General features: G+C 70.2%; 17 protein-coding genes. All 17 read left to right on the plus strand.

Features of this window, described 5'->3' with window-relative positions:
* Window positions 1-4: 4 nt before the first annotated feature.
* Window positions 5-1,981: a primosomal protein N' gene (locus K0817_RS10260; protein ID WP_219981340.1), complete on the plus strand. Its 1,977-nt coding sequence runs from the start codon at window positions 5-7 to the stop codon at window positions 1,979-1,981.
* 20 nt (window positions 1,982-2,001) lie between these two features.
* A complete protein-coding gene (gene fmt / locus K0817_RS10265) occupies window positions 2,002-2,925 on the plus strand; it encodes a methionyl-tRNA formyltransferase (RefSeq protein WP_219981341.1) in 924 nt (307 codons plus the stop codon).
* Window positions 2,922-4,292: a transcription antitermination factor NusB gene (locus K0817_RS10270; protein ID WP_219981342.1), complete on the plus strand. Its 1,371-nt coding sequence runs from the start codon at window positions 2,922-2,924 to the stop codon at window positions 4,290-4,292. Before fmt ends, K0817_RS10270 begins: the two co-directional genes overlap by 4 nt.
* Window positions 4,293-4,342: 50 nt before the next feature.
* Window positions 4,343-5,032 carry a ribulose-phosphate 3-epimerase gene (gene rpe / locus K0817_RS10275; protein ID WP_219981343.1) on the plus strand — a complete coding sequence of 230 codons (690 nt, stop codon included), beginning with the start codon at window positions 4,343-4,345 and terminating at the stop codon, window positions 5,030-5,032.
* A gap of 103 nt (window positions 5,033-5,135) precedes the next feature.
* Entirely contained in the window at window positions 5,136-5,399 is a 264-nt protein-coding gene (locus K0817_RS10280; protein ID WP_127819928.1) for a phosphoribosyl-ATP diphosphatase, read from the plus strand.
* Window positions 5,400-5,442: 43 nt separating this feature from the next.
* Complete coding sequence (hisG, locus tag K0817_RS10285) at window positions 5,443-6,285, plus strand: ATP phosphoribosyltransferase (RefSeq protein ID WP_219981344.1); 843 nt, start codon at window positions 5,443-5,445, stop codon at window positions 6,283-6,285.
* Window positions 6,285-7,058, plus strand: coding sequence for an imidazole glycerol phosphate synthase subunit HisF (gene hisF / locus K0817_RS10290; protein ID WP_219981345.1), 774 nt, complete (start codon window positions 6,285-6,287; stop codon window positions 7,056-7,058). Before hisG ends, hisF begins: the two co-directional genes overlap by 1 nt.
* Window positions 7,055-7,417, plus strand: a complete 363-nt coding sequence (gene hisI, locus K0817_RS10295) for a phosphoribosyl-AMP cyclohydrolase (RefSeq protein ID WP_219981346.1) — start codon at window positions 7,055-7,057, stop codon at window positions 7,415-7,417. Before hisF ends, hisI begins: the two co-directional genes overlap by 4 nt.
* The gene (locus K0817_RS10300) at window positions 7,414-8,007 is read left to right on the plus strand and encodes a Trp biosynthesis-associated membrane protein (protein ID WP_219981347.1); all 594 of its coding nucleotides are present in this window, start codon (window positions 7,414-7,416) and stop codon (window positions 8,005-8,007) included. The genes hisI and K0817_RS10300 overlap by 4 nt, the downstream gene beginning before the upstream one ends.
* Window positions 8,008-8,050: 43 nt before the next feature.
* Window positions 8,051-8,281 carry a DUF6704 family protein gene (locus K0817_RS10305; protein WP_219981348.1) on the plus strand — a complete coding sequence of 77 codons (231 nt, stop codon included), beginning with the start codon at window positions 8,051-8,053 and terminating at the stop codon, window positions 8,279-8,281.
* Between the two features lie 2 nt (window positions 8,282-8,283).
* Entirely contained in the window at window positions 8,284-9,060 is a 777-nt protein-coding gene (trpC, locus tag K0817_RS10310; protein ID WP_219981349.1) for an indole-3-glycerol phosphate synthase TrpC, read from the plus strand.
* On the plus strand, window positions 9,057-10,310 hold the full coding sequence (trpB, locus tag K0817_RS10315; protein WP_219981350.1) for a tryptophan synthase subunit beta: 1,254 nt from the start codon (window positions 9,057-9,059) through the stop codon (window positions 10,308-10,310). Before trpC ends, trpB begins: the two co-directional genes overlap by 4 nt.
* A complete protein-coding gene (gene trpA, locus K0817_RS10320) occupies window positions 10,307-11,119 on the plus strand; it encodes a tryptophan synthase subunit alpha (protein WP_219981351.1) in 813 nt (270 codons plus the stop codon). Before trpB ends, trpA begins: the two co-directional genes overlap by 4 nt.
* Before the next feature lie 53 nt (window positions 11,120-11,172).
* Window positions 11,173-12,135 (plus strand): prolipoprotein diacylglyceryl transferase, encoded by a 963-nt coding sequence (gene lgt / locus K0817_RS10325; RefSeq protein ID WP_219981352.1) that lies wholly within the window; start codon window positions 11,173-11,175, stop codon window positions 12,133-12,135.
* A gap of 193 nt (window positions 12,136-12,328) precedes the next feature.
* The gene (gene gltB / locus K0817_RS10330) at window positions 12,329-16,849 is read left to right on the plus strand and encodes a glutamate synthase large subunit (protein ID WP_219981624.1); all 4,521 of its coding nucleotides are present in this window, start codon (window positions 12,329-12,331) and stop codon (window positions 16,847-16,849) included.
* Window positions 16,842-18,308 (plus strand): glutamate synthase subunit beta, encoded by a 1,467-nt coding sequence (locus K0817_RS10335; RefSeq protein ID WP_219981353.1) that lies wholly within the window; start codon window positions 16,842-16,844, stop codon window positions 18,306-18,308. The genes gltB and K0817_RS10335 overlap by 8 nt, the downstream gene beginning before the upstream one ends.
* 51 nt (window positions 18,309-18,359) lie before the next feature.
* A complete protein-coding gene (pyk, locus tag K0817_RS10340; protein WP_219981354.1) occupies window positions 18,360-19,808 on the plus strand; it encodes a pyruvate kinase in 1,449 nt (482 codons plus the stop codon).
* Window positions 19,809-19,878 lie beyond the last annotated feature (70 nt).

Raw genomic sequence — 19,878 nt, forward strand, 5'->3', positions numbered from 1 at the left:
GGCGGTGACCGCGCGTCGTGTGGCGAGAGTGCTCATCGACTCCCCGCTTCCTCAGCTCGACCGTCTCTTCGACTACTCCATCCCCGACGAGCTCGCGTCAGATGCGGTGCCCGGCGTGCGGGTACGTGTGCCACTGCGCAGCGCGGGTCGGGTCGTGGACGGCTATCTGGTCGAGATCGGTGAGCCGGACGCGTCGGACCGCCCGCTGTCAGAGCTGGACGCCGTCGTGTCGCCGGTCCCGGTGCTGACTCCGGGCCTCTACGCGCTCGCCCGGCGGGCGGCCGACCGCGCCGCGGGCTCGGCGAGCGACATCCTGCGGCTGGCGATCCCGCGGCGCATGGTGCGCGCCGAGAAGGCGTGGCGCGCGGCCGAGGCGCCGGCGACGCCTGCGGTGTCTGCCGAGTCCTCAGCCTGGGCGCTCGAGGTGCTCTCGGCGTATCCGGGACTGGACGAGGCCATCGACGCCGGCGAGCGCCTCGCCGTGGACGCCCCGCCGAACCCGGCGCAGCTGCCCGACGGCACCCCTGTCGGGTCGTGGGCGGTCCTGCTGGCCGCGTCCGCGGTGCACGCCCTGGCCGGCGGGCGCAGCGCGATCGTCGCCGTGCCGGATCATCGCGACCGCGCACAGCTCGAGGCGGTGCTCGCGGCTCACGTGCCCGCGGATGCGCTCGTGCGCGATGATGCGAAGCGCAGCGGCCCCGAGCGCTACGCGGCGTTCCTGCGCACGCTGGCCACCGCACCCTGCATCGTCATCGGCAACCGCTCGGCGGTGTACGCCCCGGTCGCCCAGCTCGGCCTGGTCGCACTGTGGGATGACGGCGACCCGCTGCTGGCTGAGCCGCTCAGTCCGGGCGTGCACGCGCGGGACGCCGCGCTGCTGCGTCAGGAGCTCGACGGAGGCGCCCTCGTCTTCGCCGGTCACACCCGCACGACCGACGTCGAGCGTCTCGTCACGGTCGGGTGGGTGCGCGATCTACCCGCCGCGCGCCGACGCAGTCCGCGCGTCGTGCTGACCGCGACCCGCGAGGGCGAGTCGCGCGGCGCGAGGGTGCCCTCGTCGGCCTTCGCCGCGGCCCGCGAGGCACTCGAAAGCGGACCCGTACTGGTGCAGGTCTCCCGGCCCGGCTACGCACCCGTGCTGGTGTGCGCCCAGTGCCGGCATCCCGCGCGCTGCGCGCACTGCGGGGGCCCGCTCCACGCAGCCCGCCAAGGTGCGGTGCCCGCCTGCACGTGGTGCGGCAGGACGGCCACGCGCTGGGCGTGCACCGAGTGCTCGGCCACGCTGCTGCGCATGGCGTCGTCGGGCAGCGAGCGCACGGCGGACGAGCTGGGCCGCGCGTTCCCCGGGACGCGCGTGATCGTCGCCGACGGCGACCACCCGGTGCGGCAGGTCGATGGCCGGCCCGCGCTGGTCGTCGCCACTCGCGGGGCCGAACCGCCGGCGGTCGGCGGCTACCGCGCCGTCATCCTGCTGGATGGCGACCGGATGCTGCTGGCCGAAGATCTGCGGATCGCGGAGTCCTGCCTGCGCTGGTGGTCCAACGCTGCGGCGCTCGCGGCGCCCGGCGCCCCGGTGCACCTCGTCGGGGTGGGCGGCGCGGTCGCCCGGGCTCTGGCGACATGGACGCACGCGGCGTACGCGCGCGCCGAGCTGGCGGATCGCGCCCCGCTGCGGATGCCGCCGACGGTCCGGGTCGCGGCCATCGACGGGGCGCGTGCCGCGGTCGAGGCCGCGCTCGTCGAGCTGCGCCGCGCTGTGCCCGAGCTGGACGCCGAGGCCGTGCTCGGACCGCTGCCGCGCGGCGAAGCGACGCGCGCACTGGTGCGGTTCGAGTACGGGCTGGGGGCACGGGTGGCGCAGAGTCTTCGGGCGTCCGTCGTGGCGGCAGCGGTGAAGGGTCGCCGCCCCGCGAAGGGACGGGCGGCGGGCACCGCCAATACACTGAGAGTCCGGGTGGACGTGCCCGACCTCGATCTCTGATCCGCCACGCTGGGAGCTTCATGCGCCTCGTCTTCGCCGGCACGCCGGCGCCCGCCGTCCCGTCGCTGCGGCGGCTCGCGGCATCCCATCACGAGATCGCGGCGGTGATCACGCGCGCCGACGCTCCGCTCGGGCGCAAGCGCGTGCTGACGCCGTCGCCGGTCGCAACGGAAGCGGAGGAGCGCGGTTTCGAGATCATCCGCGCCGATCGCCTGGACGCGGGCGTCACGGAACAGGTCACGGCGCTGGCTCCCGACCTCGGGGTGATCGTCGCTTACGGCGGACTGGTGCGCGAACCGCTGCTGTCGGCACCTGCCCACGGCTGGATCAACCTGCATTTCTCGCTCCTACCCCGCTGGCGAGGGGCGGCGCCCGTTCAGCACGCACTCATCGCCGGAGACCAGCGCACCGGCGCGAGCGTTTTCCAGCTCGTCCCCGAGCTGGACGCCGGTGACGTCTTCGGTGAGGTCGCGATCGACATCCCGTCCGACGCGACCGCCGGCGACCTCCTCGGTACGCTGGCCGCCGACGGCGCCGACCTGCTCGTCGACGTGGTGGATCGCATCGCACAGGGCACCGCGATCGCGCGACCACAGCATGGCGAGCCGACGTACGCGTCCAAGCTGGGTGACGAAGACGCCCGTATCCGCTGGCCCGAGCCCGCCGAGGCCGTGCTGGGCCGCATCCGCGGCGTGACACCGGAGCCCGGAGCGCACACGTCCGTCGACGGCGGTCGTCTCAAAGTGCTGGCCGCGCGTCGCGCCGACCCCGACGCGCCGGCGCTGCCGCCGGGCGCGCTCGCTCTTCACGGTCGCGAGGTGATCGCGGGAACGGCCTCCGCCGCGATCCTCCTCGAGACCGTGCAGCCGGCCGGCAAGGGTCCCATGAGGGCAGCCGACTGGTGGCGCGGACGTCGCGACACCGATGCGGTGGTGGCGGCGTGAGTGCCACGGTGGCGGCGCGCCGCGTCGCGTATGAGACCATCCGGGCCGTGCACGAGTCCGACGCATACGCCAACCTGCTGCTGCCCACGTCGATCGTGCGGGCGGGCCTGGCCGGTGGCGACGCCGCGCTGGCCACCGAGCTGACCTACGGCACCCTCCGCCGCCAGGGCACGTACGACGCCGTGATCGCCATCGCCGCCGACCGTCCGGTCCACGAGATCGATCCCGCCGTGCTCGACGCCCTGCGTCTGGGCGTGCACCAGCTGCTGTCCACGCGGGTGGCCTCGCACGCCGCCGTCAACGAGTCTGTCGAGCTCGCGCGGGCCGCCGCCGGCCGGGGCGCGGCGGGCTTCGCGAACGCGGTGCTGCGACGCGTGTCGCGCGATACTCCCGGCGACTGGATGACACACGTCGCGGCGAGTGCACGGTCGGACGACGAGCAGCTCGGACTGCTGTTCTCGCACCCGGTCTGGGTGGTTCGCGCGTTCCGGCGCGCTCTGGCCGCCGAAGGTCGCGCCGATGAGCTGGAGGCACTGCTCACCGCTGACAATGCTGCGCCGCGCGTGACGATGGCGGTCCTGCCCGGACTCGCCGACGCGCCCGAAGACGCCCGACGCACCCCGTTCTCGCCGATCGGGTTCCGCCTCGGCGGCGGCGACCCCGAGGGAATCATCCGCGGCTCGGGCGGTCGCATCCGCGTCCAGGACGAGGGTTCGCAGCTGGCGGCGCTTGCGCTGACCCGCGCATTGCCGGTCGTCGAGGGGGAGCGGTGGCTCGACCTGTGTGCCGGTCCTGGCGGCAAGACGGCCGTCCTGGCCGCCGAAGCGCTCACCCACGGCGCGTCCCTCGACGCCAACGAGATTTCGCCGGCGCGCGCGGGGCTCGTCCGCCGGGCGCTCGAGGGCGTGCCCCTGGAGGTGCCGGTGTCGGAGCAGGATGGGCGCGTCCGGGCCGCCGAGGCACGTGGGGCATACGACCGTATCCTCGTCGACGCGCCATGCACGGGCCTGGGCGCGCTGCGCAGGCGCCCCGAAGCGCGATGGCGCAAGGCGCCCGGCGACCTCCCGTCCCTGACCGCGCTGCAGCGCGAGTTGCTCGACGCCGCCGTCGGGGCCCTCCGGCCCGGCGGTGTCGTGGCGTACGTGACGTGCTCGCCACACCTCGCCGAGACCGCCGGAGTCGTCGCCGACGTGCGCCGGGAGTGGGGCGCGGCGCTCGAGGAGTTGTCGGCCCGCGATGTCATCGCGCAGCTCTCGGATGCCGACCCCGGCCTCCCCGCGCAGGCCGACGGCAGCGGCCGTGCCCAGCTGTGGCCGCATCGGCACAACACCGACGCGATGTCGGTCACCCTGCTGCGTCGCGTGTGAGCGAGAGGTCCGGGCCCGGCGCGGGAGCGGCCCTCGACCATAATGGACGCGTGCTTCCCACTGACGAGACCGCCCGCGAGGTCGGCATCCGGATCAATCCCAGCATCCTCGCCGCCGACTTCGTCAACATGCAGGCCGAACTCGCGCGCATCGCGACGGCCGACTTCGTCCACGTCGACGTCATGGACAACCACTTCGTGCCGAACCTGACGTTCGGCCCGCAGATGGTCGAGCGCATCCAGGCCACGAGCCCCGTGCCGCTGGACGTGCACCTGATGATCTCGGATCCCGACAGATGGGCGCCCGGCTATGCCGAGCTCGGCGCCGCCTCGGTCACCTTCCATCTCGAGGCAGCAGCCGAGCCGGTCGCCCTCGCGCGGCGCTTGCGTTCGATCGGCGCGCGAGCGGGCATCGCCGTCAAACCGGCGACCGCCGTCGACGGGCTGTTCGACCTGCTCGAGGACTTCGACCAGATCCTCGTCATGACGGTGGAGCCCGGCTTCGGCGGACAGTCGTTCATGCCCGAGACGATGCCGAAGCTGCAGCGCCTGGCACACGAAGCGCGCCGGCGTGGTTCATCGGTGTGGCTACAAGTCGACGGCGGGATCGGCGAGTCCACCATCGCCCAGGCCGCGGAAGCCGGGGCCGACACGTTCGTCGCGGGCTCGGCCGTCTTCGGCGCGGACGACCCTGCGAACGCGATCGCCGGCCTCCGCGCCGCCGCGAGCCGGCATCTGTGATGAGCGGCGACGGGGCTCCCGCGCGTGGCAAGCGTGGGTCGGTCCTCGACGCGGACACGTCACGCAGGTCCGTGCCGCCTCGCCGGGGCGATAACCTGGCTTGGTGAAGACGTTCGACACGCTGTTCGCCGAGCTCGCCGCGAAGGCGGCCGAGCGTCCCGAGGGATCGGGCACGGTCGCGCAGTTGGACGCCGGCGTGCACGCCATCGGTAAGAAGATCGTGGAAGAGGCCGCCGAGGTGTGGATGGCGGCCGAGTACGAGTCGACGGATGCCGCAGCCGAGGAGATCTCGCAGCTGCTGTACCACCTGCAGGTGCTGATGCTCGCGAAGGGGCTGAGCCTCGAGGATGTCTACCGACATCTCTGAGCGCGCATCCTCGTCCGCCCTCGAACCCGAAAGCCCCGCTGCCATGCTGCGAATCGCCGTGCCGAACAAGGGCTCGCTCGCCGAGACCGCCTCCGACATGCTTCACGAGGCCGGCTACACCGGCCGCCGCGACCCGAAGGACCTTCACGTCATCGACCCTCAGAACGAGGTCGAGTTCTTCTATCTGCGCCCCAAGGACATCGCCACCTACGTCGGCTCCGGCGCCCTCGACGTCGGCATCACGGGCCGTGACCTGCTGCTCGACGCCCGCATGCCCGGGGCACGCGAGATCGAGGCGCTGGGCTTCGGCGATTCCACGTTCCGCTTCGCGGGCCCGCCCGGCCGATTCTCGACGGTGCAGCATCTCGAGGGCGTGCGCGTCGCGACCGCGTACCCCGGACTCGTCGACGGCTTCCTCGACGACCACGGCGTCGCCGTCGACCTCGTGCCGCTGGACGGCGCTGTCGAGTCCGCCGTGCGCCTCGGCGTGGCGGATGCCGTCGCCGACGTGGTGTCGACCGGAACCACGCTCCGTCAGGCCGGACTCGAGATCTTCGGGCCGGTGCTGCTGCAGTCCGAGGCGGTGCTGATCGCCGGCCCGACCGACGTGGACGCGACACAGACGCTCCTGCGGCGCCTGCGCGGCGTCATGGTCGCCCGCCGCTACGTCATGGTCGACTACGACCTTCCCGCCGAGCTCGTCGACGAAGCGGTGAAGATCGCCCCTGGCGTGGAGTCGCCGACGATCTCGCCGCTGCGCGATCCCGCATGGGTCGCAGTGCGCGTGATGGTGGCCCGCGCCGGCGTCAACCACGTGATGGACGCGCTGTACGCGATGGGCGCGCGCGCGATCCTGGTGACGGCGATCCACAACGCGAGGCTGTGATGAGTCTGGTCTGCCGTGTGATCCCCTGTCTCGATGTGGCCGCGGGCCGCGTGGTCAAGGGTGTGAACTTCCAGAATCTGCGCGACATGGGCGACCCCGTCGAGCTGGCGGCGGAGTACTTCCGTCAGGGCGCGGACGAGATCACGTTCCTCGACGTCACCGCGACGGTGGACGACCGCTCCACCACGTACGACGTGGTGCGTCGCACCGCCGAGGAGGTCTTCATCCCGCTGACCGTGGGCGGGGGAGTGCGCTCGTCCGACGACGTCGCGCGCCTGCTCGCGGTGGGGGCCGACAAGATCGGCGTCAACTCCGCCGCGATCGCCCGTCCCGCCCTCCTGGACGAGATCGCCGACCGGTTCGGCGCGCAGGTGCTCGTGCTCTCGCTCGATGTCAAGCGCACCGAGGGCACCGAATCGGGGTTCGTGGTCACCACCCACGGCGGTCGGACCGAGACGACCCTCGACGCCCTCGCGTGGGCGCGCGAGGCGATCGAGCGCGGGGCGGGTGAGCTCCTGGTGAACTCGATCGACGCTGACGGCACGAAGCAGGGATTCGATCTCGAGCTCGTCGCGCTCATGCGCGAGTTGTCGAGTGTTCCCGTCATCGCTTCCGGGGGCGCCGGGCGCGCAGCCGATTTCGGACCGGCCATCGCGGCGGGCGCCGACGCCGTCCTGGCGGCATCCGTCTTCCACTCCGGTCAGCTCACGGTGGGTGATGTCAAGGCCGCCATCGCCGCCGACGGCATCGCGGTGCGGGAGGTGACGACGTGACCGAGTCCGTGGATGACCGCATCGGCCGTGTGGCCTTCAACGACGACGGCCTGGTCGCCGCCATCATCCAGCAGTGGGACTCGCACGAGGTGCTCATGCTGGGATGGATGGATGCCGAAGCGCTGCGCCGCACGCTCACCGAGGGGCGCGTGACGTTCTGGTCCCGCTCCCGCCAGGAGTACTGGCGCAAGGGCGACACGTCGGGCAACATCCAGCTCGTGCGGGGTGCGCGACTGGACTGCGACGGCGACGCCATCCTGCTCGAGGTGGAGCAGATCGGTCCTGCCTGCCACACCGGCACGAGGACGTGCTTCGATGCGGACGACCTCGACCCGGTCGTGGCGGAGCGGCCGGCGTGATCCGTAGCGCGCGCCTGCTCGCCGTCGTCGTCATCGTGGCATGCGGCGCGATCGGCGTCATCTCGTCCACACAGACATGGCTGACGGCGGTCCTCGACGACGGCGTCGGGCATGCGCTCGAGGTCCCCGGCGCGTCGGCGATCCCGGTGCTCGCGCCGCTGAGCCTCGCCGTGCTCGCGCTCGGCGCCGCCCTGTCGATCGTCGGCCTGGTGCTGCGGTACGTGTTCGGCGTTCTCTCGGTGCTCATCGGCCTGACGCTTGCCTGGCTGAGCGCCCACGTGGCCTTCGGGCATCCGGTCTCGGCCGTGGCATCCGTCGTCACCGAGTCCACCGGCATCGCGGGCGAGTCGTCGGTGGCGGATCTGGTCGCCTCGATCACGGCGACGCCATGGCCCGGGATCACCCTCGCGACGTCGGTCGTGCTCGTCGCCGCAGGCGCATTCACCCTGGCCGGCGCACGACGCTGGGCCGCCACCGGGCGGCGCTACCGCACCGACGAGAGCACGCACGCTGCGACCGGCGGATCGCGCCCGCACGACGCCATCGACGACTGGGACGACCTGTCGCGTGGCGAGGACCCCACCACCTGACCGCTAGACTGGCGGCATTCCGCGCTTTTCCAGGAGGACACCCATGAGCGACAACATCGGCGACCCCGGCCACGGACACTCGCCCGCAGCCTGGACAGCCGTCGTGATCATGCTCGTCGCCGTCACTCTGGGCGTCGTGTTCTACTGGTTCGACATGCCCGCCCTGGTGTGGGCCTCCGCCGGGCTCCTCCTCGTCGGGCTCATCGTCGGCTGGGCCCTGTCGAAGGCCGGGTACGGCGCGAACGGCTCGAAGTACACCCCGAAAGAGCACTGATCGTGCTCGCCGACCTCACGGCCGGCGCGGTTGAGGATGCCGAGCTCCGCGCGTCGGCACGCCCCGTGGCGGCGCTCGAGGCCGCGGCCCTCGGGCAGCCGCCCGCCCGCGACGCCCTCGCCGCGCTCGCCCCGGCCGATCGCGTGAAGATCATCGCGGAAGTCAAGCGTGCGAGCCCTTCGCGGGGCGACCTGGCCGACATCCCCGATCCGGCGTTCCAGGCCAGACGATACGAGGAAGGCGGCGCTTCGGCCATCTCGGTGCTGACCGAGGGACGACGGTTCAAGGGCAGCCTCGCCGATCTCGAGGCCGTCACCTCTGCCGTATCGGTGCCCGTGCTGCGCAAAGACTTCATCGCCACCGAGTACCAGGTGCTCGAGGCGAGGGCCTCGGGCGCGGACCTCGTGCTCCTCATCGTCGCCGCACTCGAGCAGGAGGTGCTCGAGCGACTGCACGCGTTCACCCTCGCGCTCGGCATGACACCACTGGTCGAGACGCATTCGAAGTCCGAAGTCGACCGCGCCGCCGACATCGGCGCGCGGCTGGTGGGAGTCAACGCGCGAGACCTGTCGACGTTCGAGCTCGACCGCGACCTCTTCGGCCGCCTGGCCGACCGCATCCCCGCCGACGCCATCAAGATCGCCGAGTCGGCGGTGCTCGCACCCGCCGACGTCGCCCACTACCGCGCGGCGGGCGCCGATGTGGTGCTCGTCGGGGAGGCCCTCGTGACGAACGATCCCGTGTCCACCCTGCACACGTTCCTGGAGGCCGGAGCATGAGTCTTCGCGAAGCGCCCGGACCCCTCTTCGGAGAGTTCGGCGGACGCTACATGCCCGAATCGCTCATCGCGGCGATCGACGAACTGACCGAGGAGTACGAGGCCGCCAAGGCCGATCCCGCGTTCCAGTCCGAGCTCGTGCGCCTCCTGCATTCGTATGCCGGACGCCCGTCGCCGATCACTGAGGTGCCGCGGTTCGCCGCACACGCCGGCGGGGCGCGCGTGTTCCTCAAGCGGGAAGACCTCAATCACACCGGCTCGCACAAGATCAACAATGTCCTCGGCCAGGCGCTGCTCACCAAGCGTCTCGGCAAGACGCGCGTCATCGCCGAGACGGGCGCCGGGCAGCACGGCGTGGCGACCGCCACCGCGGCCGCGCTCTTCGGCTTCGAGTGCACCATCTACATGGGCGAGGTCGATACTGAGCGCCAGGCCCTGAATGTCGCCCGCATGCGCCTGCTCGGCGCTGAGGTCATCCCCGTCACGACGGGGTCGCGCACCCTCAAGGACGCGATCAACGAGGCGTACCGCGACTGGGTGGCCAGCGTCGAGACGACCAACTACATCTTCGGCACGGCTGCCGGTCCGCATCCCTTCCCGGCGATGGTGCGCGACTTCCAGAAGGTGATCAGCGAAGAAGCGCGCGCGCAGCTCCTCGAGGAGGCCGGGCGGCTTCCGGATGCCGTCCTGGCATGTGTCGGCGGCGGTTCCAACGCGATCGGCATGTTCGACGCGTTCCTGGACGACGACGGCGTCGCGCTGTACGGCGTGGAAGCTGCCGGCGACGGCGTCGACACCGATCGGCACGCCGCCTCGATCGAGCGTGGACGCCCCGGCGTCCTCCATGGCGCGAAGACGTTCGTCCTGCAGGACGAGGACGGTCAGACCGTGGAGTCCCATTCGATCTCGGCAGGGCTGGACTACCCGGGAGTGGGTCCCGAGCACGCGTGGCTCGCCTCGATCGGACGCGCGCAGTACATCCCCGCCAGCGACGACGAGGCGATGCAGGCACTGCGGCTGCTGTCCGAGACGGAGGGGATCATCCCGGCGATCGAGTCGGCGCACGCTCTCGCGGGGGCCTTGCGCATCGGGCGCGAGCTGGGGGCGGACGCGATCCTCGCGGTGTGCCTTTCGGGCCGGGGCGACAAGGACATGGACACCGCCGCACGCTACTTCGAGCTGTACGACGCGACGGTCGTCGGTTCCGCGCCGTCGGATGATGCCGCCAAGGGAGAGGGCACCAAGCTATGACCTCGCGGGTGGCGGCGGCGATCGACGCCGCACACGCCGGGGGACGAGGCGCCTTGATCGGCTATCTGCCGATCGGCTTCCCCGATCTGCAGGCGAGCATCGATGCCGCGGTGACCCTGGCCGAGAGCGGCGCCGATGTGCTCGAACTCGGACCGCCGTACTCCGACCCGGTCATGGACGGCACGGTGATCCAAGAAGCGACGCAGGCCGCGCTCGCGGGCGGGTTCCGCCTGCGCGACACCTTCACGGCGGTGCGCGAGATCACCCGGCGCGTCGATATCCCGGTGCTCGTGATGACCTACTGGAACCCGGTGCTGCAGTACGGGGTCGACCGCTATGCCGATGACCTCGCGGCCGCCGGCGGCGCAGGACTCATCACGCCCGACGTCACGCCGGAGGCGGCGCCGGAATGGATCGCCGCCAGTGAGCGCACCGGCCTGGACCGGGTGTTCCTGGCCGCCCCGACATCCACCGACGAACGTCTCGACTTGATCGTCGCCAACTCGACCGGCTTCGTGTACACCGTCTCGACGATGGGCATCACAGGTGAGCGGGAGCAGCTGGATGCCGCCGCCCGCACACTCGTCGCACGTCTTCGCGATCGCGGCTCGGCGAGCCCCGACGGCATCGTCCGCGCGTGCGTCGGCATCGGGATCTCCAACCCGGCGCATGTGGCCGGCGTCCTCGAGTACGCCGACGGCGCGATCGTCGGCACGGCGCTCGTGCGCGCGCTGCGCGACGGGGGCCAGGACGGTCTCGCCGCAACCGCTCGCGCGCTCGCTTCGGGCACCGCGCGGACCTCGAACTAGACTTCTGAGGTCGGCCGCCGCCGAACTCTCACCAGCAAGGACACGGTTCTCCCATGATCAACGCCGCCGCGAGCGTCGTCGCCAGCATCCCGAGCCCGTCGATCAGCTACATCGACCTCGGTCCACTGCGCATCCACTTCTACGCACTGTGCATCATCACGGGCATCATCATCGCGGTGTTCCTGACGAACCGTCGCCTCACCAAGCGAGGCGCAGAGCCGTGGGTCGTCATCGACATCGCACTGCTCGCGGTGCCGCTCGCGATCGTGGCGGCTCGCATCTACCACGTCGTCACCCACTGGGACTTCTACTTCGGCGAAGGAGCGAACCCACTCTCGGCGCTGTACATCTGGGAGGGCGGCATCGCCATCTACGGCGCCCTCATCGGCGGGGCGGTCGGCGCATGGCTCGGATGCCGGTGGACCGGCATCCGGTTCTGGACCTTCGCCGACGCACTGGCTCCAGGACTCCTGCTCGCACAGGCGATCGGCCGCTTCGGCAACTGGTTCAACCAGGAGCTGTTCGGACTCCCCACCGACTTGCCGTGGGGACTCGTGATCGACTACCCGAACCCGGCGTGGCCGATCGGGCTGCCCGAAGACACCCTCTTCCACCCGACCTTCCTGTACGAAGTGCTGTGGAACGGTCTGGGCGTGCTCGTGCTGCTGTGGGCGGGCGCACGCTTCCGGTTGCAGTGGGGCCGCCTCTTCGCCCTGTACCTCGTCTGGTACAGCGCCGGGCGCATCGTGTGGGAGTCCATCCGCATCGACCCGAGCGACATCTTCTTGGGCATCCGCACCAACGTGTGGGCCGCGATCGCGGGAGTCCTCCTCGGTCTCGTGATCTTCTTCGTGCAGAAGCGCCGCCATCCCGGATACGAGCCGTCGCCGTATGTCCCCGGACGCGAGTGGACCCCGGAAGGGGCTGTACAATCGCAGGACACCGACGACTTCGTCGACGTCACCGACCCCCCGACGTCCGTCGTCGACGAACGGGCGCCACAAGCGCAGCCGTGAGCCGGGTTCTCACTCAGAGCCGCCACGATCAACGCGATCTTCTCCCGAGAACGCGCCCCAGGGCCGACGTCGTCCCATCTTGAGCATCAACGTGAGGACGGTAGGTATGGCTTCGAGCCCCCGTCGTCTCGCCTCAGTGAAGGCGAACACCCCCGCTGCTTCGGCCCTCGCGGGCCTTCCCGAGAAGCAGGGCATGTACAACCCTGCGTTCGAGAAGGATGCGTGCGGCCTGGCGATGGTCGCGACCCTGCGCGGACACGCCGGACACGACATCATCGACCTGGCGCTCACGGCGCTGCGCAACCTCGAGCACCGCGGAGCCATCGGCTCCGACGCCGGGACCGGCGACGGTGCCGGCATCCTGACGCAGATGCCCGACGCGTTCCTCCGCGCCGTCGTCGATTTTCCGCTGCCTCCGGTCGGAGAGTATGCGGTGGGAATGGTGTTCCTTCCGCGGGACGATGAGGCGCGGGCGACTCAGAAGGCGGGGATCGAGCGGATCGCGGCATCCGAGGGCCTCACCGTGCTGGGGTGGCGCGATGTGCCGACCTCGGACGAGCACCTGGGCAAGCTCGCGTTCCAGGCACGGCCGGCGTTCGAGCAGCTGTTCGTCTCGCGGCCCGCGGAGGGCGACACCCCGGCGCTGTCGGGCATCGCACTCGACCGGCGTACCTTCCGCCTGCGCAAGCGGGCGCGCACCGAGCTCGACGCGTACTTCGTCTCGCTGTCGGCTCGTACCCTCGGCTACAAGGGCATGGTCACCACGCTCCAGCTCGAGCCGTTCTATCCCGACCTCCAGGACGAGCGCTTCGCCTCCGAGCTCGCCGTCGTCCATTCCCGTTACTCCACGAACACCTTCCCGTCGTGGCCGCTCGCGCAGCCGCTGCGCATGCTCGCCCACAACGGCGAGATCAACACGGTCAACGGCAACCGCAACTGGATGCGTGCGCGCCAGTCGCAGCTCGAGTCCGAGCTGCTCGGCGACATCCGCCCGCTCCTGCCCATCTGCACGCACGGTGCCAGCGACTCCGCATCGTTCGACGAGGTGCTGGAGCTGCTGACCCTCACCGGTCGCAGCCTGCCGCACGCGATCTTGATGATGGTGCCGGAGGCGTACGAGAAGCAGGCCGACATCGATCCGAAGCTGCGCGCGTTCTACGAGTACCACTCCATGCAGATGGAGCCGTGGGACGGCCCGGCCGCCCTCATCTTCACCGACGGCACGCTCGTGGGCGCGACGCTGGACCGGAACGGACTCCGCCCCGGCCGCTGGACCGAGACCACCGACGGTCTGATCGTCATCGGCAGCGAGACCGGCGTTTTGGACTTCGAACCCGAGCGCATCAAGCGGCGCGGGCGACTGCGTCCCGGACGGATGTTCCTCGTCGACACGGCGCAGCGGCGCATCGTCGAGGACGACGAGATCAAGGAGCAGCTCGCTGATCTGGCGCCGTGGCAGGAGTGGCTCGACCACGGCCGTGTGCGCCTGGCGGATCTGCCCGAGCGTGAGCACATCGTCCACCCGATCGCCTCGATCACGCGACGTCAGCGGACGTTCGGCTATACCGAGGAAGAGGTGCGGATCCTCCTGACGCCGATGGGTCAGACCGGCGCGGAGCCCCTGGGCGCCATGGGCAGCGACACGCCCGTAGCCGTGCTGAGCGATCGCCCCCGACTGCTCTTCGACTACTTCACGCAGCAGTTCGCGCAGGTCACCAACCCGCCCCTGGACTCCATCCGAGAAGAAGTGGTGACCTCGCTGTCACTCGGACTCGGGCCGGAGCGAAACCTGCTCGACTGGGGCGCCGACCACGCGCGGGCGATCACGCTCGATTTCCCCGTGATCGACAACGACGAGCTGGCCAAGCTCCAGAACATCGACAAGGCGCTTCCGGGACGCCGTTCCGTGACGATCCGCGGGCTCTACCACCTCGACTCGGCCGCCGGCGCGATGAAGGCACGCATCGACGAGATGTGCGCCGAGGTCGACGAGGCGATCGAGAACGGCGCGGAGTTCATCATCCTGAGCGACCGGGACTCGAACAAGGACCTGGTGCCGATCCCGTCGCTGCTGATGCTCTCGGCGATCCACCATCACCTGATCCGCCGCGAGAACCGCATGAAGGTCGGACTGGTGGTCGAGGCGGGCGACGTGCGCGAGGTGCACCATGTCGCGACGCTCATCGGCTACGGCGCGTCGGCCGTCAACCCCTACCTCGCGATGGAGACAGTCGAGTATCTCGTCCGCGCGGGCTTCATCACCGGCGTCTCGCCCGAGAAGGCCGTGAAGAACCTGATCTACGCGCTCGGCAAGGGTGTGCTCAAGATCATGTCGAAGATGGGCATCTCGACGGTCTCGTCCTACGCGGGCGCCCAGGTCTTCGAGGCCATCGGCCTGTCGCAGGAATTCGTCGACACCTATTTCACCGGCACCGAGACCAAGCTCGGCGGGATCGGGATCGAGCAGATCGCCGCCGAGAACCAGGCCCGGCACGACTTCGCTTACCCCGAGGACGCCGCCGTGCGCGCACACGAGCGACTGTGGACCGGCGGCGAGTACCAGTGGCGACGCGACGGTTCGCCGCACCTGTTCAATCCCGACACCGTCTTCCGGCTGCAGCACTCCACACGCACCCGGCGCTACGACATCTTCCGCGAGTACACCAAGCTCGTCGACGACCAGGCGAACGAGCTGAAGACGCTGCGTGGCCTCTTCCGGTTCAAGACCGAAGGACGCACCCCGGTGCCCATCGACGAGGTCGAACCGGTGTCGTCCATCGTGAAGCGGTTCTCGACCGGCGCGATGAGCTACGGCTCGATCTCGAAGGAGGCGCACGAGACCCTCGCGATCGCGATGAACCGCCTCGGCGGCAAGTCCAACACCGGCGAAGGCGGCGAGGACGTGGACCGGCTGCTCGACCCCGAGCGGCGCAGTTCCATCAAGCAGGTGGCCTCGGGTCGCTTCGGTGTGACCAGCCTGTATCTGACCGAGGCCGACGACATCCAGATCAAGCTCGCGCAGGGCGCCAAGCCCGGCGAGGGCGGCCAGCTGCCACCGACCAAGGTGTACCCGTGGGTCGCGCGCACGCGGCACGCGACGGCGGGTGTGGGCCTGATCTCGCCGCCGCCGCACCACGACATTTACTCGATCGAAGACCTCAAGCAGCTGATCTTCGACCTGAAGCGCGCCAACCCGGGCGCCCGCGTGCACGTCAAGCTCGTGAGCCAGTCCGGCATCGGCGCGGTCGCGGCCGGCACCGCCAAGGCCCTGGCCGACGTCATCCTGGTCTCCGGCCACGACGGCGGCACGGGTGCGAGCCCCCTCAACTCGCTCAAGCACGCCGGAACCCCGTGGGAGCTCGGCCTCGCCGAGACGCAGCAGACCCTCATGCTCAACGGCATGAGAGACCGCGTGGTCGTGCAGGTCGACGGTCAGCTCAAGACCGGTCGCGACGTCGTCATCGGCGCGCTGCTGGGCGCCGAGGAGTTCGGCTTCGCGACGGCACCCCTGGTGGTCTCGGGCTGCATCATGATGCGCGTGTGTCACCTCGACACCTGCCCGGTGGGCGTAGCGACGCAGAACCCGGTGCTGCGGGAGCGCTTCAACGGCAAGCCCGAGTTCGTCGTGAACTTCATGGAGTTCATCGCCCAGGAGGTACGCGAGTACCTCGCCGAGCTGGGCTTCCGCTCCCTCGATGAGGCGATCGGGCGTGCCGAACTGCTGGACGTGAACGGTGCGGTCGAGCATTGGAAGGCCAGCGGCCTGGACCTCACGCCAGTCCTCCAGGGCCCCGTCTTCTCCGAGGACGAGTCGCGCCGCAACACCAAGCCGCAGCTGCACGAGCTCGACGCGCACTTCGACGTGCAGCTGCTCGAGCGGGCGCGCGAGGTCATCTCACACGGCGGACAGATCACGATCGACCTGCCGATCCGCAACACCGAGCGGGCCGTCGGCACCCTCCTCGGCCACCACGTGACGCGCGCGCGGGGCGAGAACGGCCTGCCGTCGGGCAGCATCGTGGTCAACCTCACCGGCTCGGCGGGCCAGTCCCTCGGGGCCTTCATGCCGGCGGGCATCACGCTTCGTCTCGAGGGCGACTCGAACGACTACGTGGGCAAGGGCCTCTCGGGTGGCCAGATCGTCATCCGACCGCCGCGCCGCGCGGCCTTCGATGCGTCGCAGAACGTGATCGCCGGCAACGTGATCGGCTACGGTGCGACGCAGGGCACGCTGTTCCTGCGGGGCGTCGTGGGGGAGCGGTTCTTCGTCCGCAACTCGGGCGCCACCGCGGTGGTCGAAGGTGTCGGCGATCACGCGTTGGAGTACATGACCGGCGGTCTGGCGGTGATCCTCGGTGCCACCGGGCGCAACCTCGGCGCCGGGATGTCGGGCGGCACGGCGTACGTGTACCGACTCGACCGCAAGCTGGTCAACCGCGAGGCCCTCGCGACGGGCGAACTCGAGCTCGGCGAACTCGGGTCAGGGGATGCCGCGATCCTTCGCGACCTGCTCGTGCAGCACATCGCCGAGACCGACTCGACCCTGGCCCAGGCTCTTCTCGATGACTTCGAGAGCGAGCTCGACAATTTCGTGAGGGTCATGCCGCGCGACTACGCCGCCGTGCTGCAGACCCGTCAGAACGCGGTCGCCGAGGGGCTCGACCCCGACGGCGACGTGGTGTGGAACCGCATCCTGGAGGTGACGGGTGGCTGATCCCAAGGGCTTTCTGAAGGTCACCGAGCGCGAACTGCCGCCGCGGCGGCCCGTGCCGGTGCGCATCATGGACTGGAAAGAGGTCTACGAGCCCGGCGACTCCGCCGTGCTTCGTCGCCAGGCCGGGCGCTGTATGGACTGCGGCGTGCCGTTCTGTCACAAGGGCTGCCCGCTGGGCAACCTCATCCCGGAGTGGAACGACCTGATGTGGCGCGGTGAGGGCCGCGCCGCGATCGAGCGCCTCCACGCGACGAACAACTTCCCCGAGTTCACCGGACGCCTGTGCCCGGCGCCGTGCGAGAGTTCGTGCGTCCTGGGCATCAACCAGCCCGCCGTCACCATCAAGCAGGTCGAGGTCTCGATCATCGACGAGGCCTTTGCGAGCGGCTGGGTCGAGCCGGAGCCGCCGGGGCGTCTCACCGGCAAGACGGTCGCCGTCGTCGGATCGGGGCCGGCCGGCCTCGCCGCCGCGCAGCAGCTGACACGTGCCGGGCACACCGTGGCCGTCTTCGAGCGTGACGACCGCATAGGCGGACTCCTGCGCTACGGCATCCCCGACTTCAAGATGGAGAAGAAGCACCTCGAGTCGCGCCTTCGCCAGATGCAGGACGAGGGCACGCGCTTCCGCGCCGGCGTCGAGATCGGCAAGGACATCTCGTGGAGCGATCTGCGTGCGCGCTACGACGCGGTCGTGGTCGCCACCGGCGCAACCGTGCCTCGTGATCTGCCGATCCCTGGTCGCGACCTGGCGGGTGTGCACTTCGCGATGGAGTACCTCGTCGAGTCGAACAAGGCGGTCGCCGGCGACGCGGTGCCCAACCAGATCACCGCCGAGGGCAAGCACGTGGTGGTCATCGGCGGCGGCGACACCGGCGCCGACTGCATCGGGACCGCCCACCGCCACGGCGCGCTCAGCGTCACGAACCTGGCGATCGGGCGTCGCCCTCCGGGCGAGCGTCCGGAACATCAGCCCTGGCCCATGACCCCGACCCTCTTCGAGATGCAGTCCGCTCATGAAGAGGGCGGCGAGCGCTCGTTCCTGGCCTCCTCCGTCGAGTTCCTCTCGAACGACGTGGGGGAGGTGCGTGCGCTGCGCGTAGCCGAGACCGAGTTCGTCGACGGACGTCGTGTGCCCAAGAGCGGCACGGAGCGGGACATCCCGGCCGACCTCGTCCTCATCGCGATGGGCTTCACCGGCCCCGAGCAGGCGTCTCTCGACGAGCAGCTGGGAGCGCAGTTCACCGACCGCGGCAGCCTGCTCCGCGAGGACGACTACCAGACGACGACTCCCGGCGTCTTCGTCGCCGGCGACGCCGGCCGCGGACAGTCGCTCATCGTGTGGGCGATCGCGGAAGGACGCGCGGCCGCCGCGAGCGTCGACCGCTACCTCATGGGCCAGACCCAGCTGCCCTCGCCCGTCCGCCCGCAGGATGTCGCCATCGGCCTGCAGCCCGCGTAGGCTGGCCGAGGCATTCGCCCCCTTCACACCCCACCCGGAGAAAAACCACGGATGAGACGCGCCAAGATCGTCGCCACCCTGGGACCCGCCACGTCGACGTATGAGATGGTCCGCGCGATCATCGACGCCGGCGTGGATGTGGCCCGATTCAACCTGAGCCACGGGGACTACTCGGTCCACGACAACAACTTCGCCAACGTGCGCAAGGCCGCGGATGACGCCGGTCGCGCCGTTGCGATCCTCGTCGACCTGCAGGGCCCCAAGATCCGCCTCGGCAAGTTCGAGAACGGACCCCACGAGCTCTCCGTCGGCGACATCTTCAAGATCACCACCGAAGACATCCTCGGCACCAAAGAGATCGTCGGCACGACTTTCAAGGGCCTTCCGAACGACGTCAAGGCCGGCGACTTCCTGCTCATCGACGACGGCAAGGTGCGCGTCGAGGTCATCGAGACCGACGGCACTGTCGTCACGACCAAGGTGATCGTCGGCGGCCCGGTGTCGAACAACAAGGGCATCAACCTGCCCGGTGTCGCGGTCAACGTGCCGGCGCTGTCGGAGAAGGACGAGGCCGATCTGCGCTGGGGCCTCCAGGCCGGCGCCGACATCATCGCGCTGTCGTTCGTGCGCAGCGCGAAGGACGTTCAACGCGTCCACGTGATCATGGCCGAAGAGGGGCGCCACGTCCCGATCATCGCGAAGATCGAGAAGCCGCAGGCCGTCGACAACCTCGAAGAGATCATCGACGCATTCGACGGCATCATGGTCGCGCGCGGCGACCTCGGCGTCGAGCTCCCGCTGGAGGCGGTGCCAATCGTCCAGAAGCGCGCGGTCGAGCTGTGCCGCCGCATGGCCAAGCCGGTCATCGTCGCGACGCAGATGCTCGAGTCGATGATCGAGAATCCGGTGCCCACGCGCGCTGAGACCAGCGACGTCGCCAACGCCGTGCTCGACGGCGCGGACGCCGTGATGCTGTCCGGCGAGACAAGCGTCGGCAAGTACCCGGTGACCGTGGTCGAGACCATGGCGCGCATCATCAACTCCACCGAGGAGCACGGCCTCGAGCGCATCCTGCCGCTCACGACGAAGCCGCGCACGCAGGGCGGTGCCATCACGCTGGCTGCGATGGAGGTCGCGGAGTTCGTCGAGGCCAAGTTCCTCTGCATCTTCACCGAGTCCGGCGACACCGCGCGGCGCATGTCGCGCCTGCGTCCCCGCATCCCCATGATCGGGTTCGCGCCCGACCCGGCGATCCGCCGCCGCATGGCCCTCACGTGGGGCGTCCGCTCGACCCTCGTCGAGCACGTCGCCCACACCGACCTGATGTTCATCCAGGTCGACGACTACCTGCTTGCGAACGACCTCGCAAAGGTCGGTGACAAGGTCGTCGTGATCTCCGGATCGCCTCCCGGGATCATCGGCTCGACGAACGACATCCGGATCCACAAAGTGGGCGACGCCGTCCACGGCAAGGCGCCGATCTACAAGACACGGGACTGAGAGACCTCCGGGCGGGCGGTTGCGACCACTACTGTGGGTCGCACTCGCCCGTTGGTCTGTGAAAGGTGTC

Source organism: Microbacterium sp. HD4P20, assembly GCF_019449275.2.
Classification (GTDB): domain Bacteria; phylum Actinomycetota; class Actinomycetes; order Actinomycetales; family Microbacteriaceae; genus Microbacterium.

Bases quoted from the DNA above. Each gene is read 5' to 3' on its own strand.
- fmt (WP_219981341.1), top strand. From the start codon at position 2,002: ATGCGCCTCGTCTTCGCCGGCACGCCGGCGCCCGCCGTCCCGTCGCTG.
- hisG (WP_219981344.1), top strand. From the start codon at position 5,443: ATGCTGCGAATCGCCGTGCCGAACAAGGGCTCGCTCGCCGAGACCGCC.
- hisF (WP_219981345.1), top strand. From the start codon at position 6,285: ATGAGTCTGGTCTGCCGTGTGATCCCCTGTCTCGATGTGGCCGCGGGC.
- K0817_RS10305 (WP_219981348.1), top strand. From the start codon at position 8,051: ATGAGCGACAACATCGGCGACCCCGGCCACGGACACTCGCCCGCAGCC.
- trpB (WP_219981350.1), top strand. From the start codon at position 9,057: ATGAGTCTTCGCGAAGCGCCCGGACCCCTCTTCGGAGAGTTCGGCGGA.
- trpA (WP_219981351.1), top strand. From the start codon at position 10,307: ATGACCTCGCGGGTGGCGGCGGCGATCGACGCCGCACACGCCGGGGGA.
- lgt (WP_219981352.1), top strand. From the start codon at position 11,173: ATGATCAACGCCGCCGCGAGCGTCGTCGCCAGCATCCCGAGCCCGTCG.
- gltB (WP_219981624.1), top strand. From the start codon at position 12,329: ATGTACAACCCTGCGTTCGAGAAGGATGCGTGCGGCCTGGCGATGGTC.
- pyk (WP_219981354.1), top strand. From the start codon at position 18,360: ATGAGACGCGCCAAGATCGTCGCCACCCTGGGACCCGCCACGTCGACG.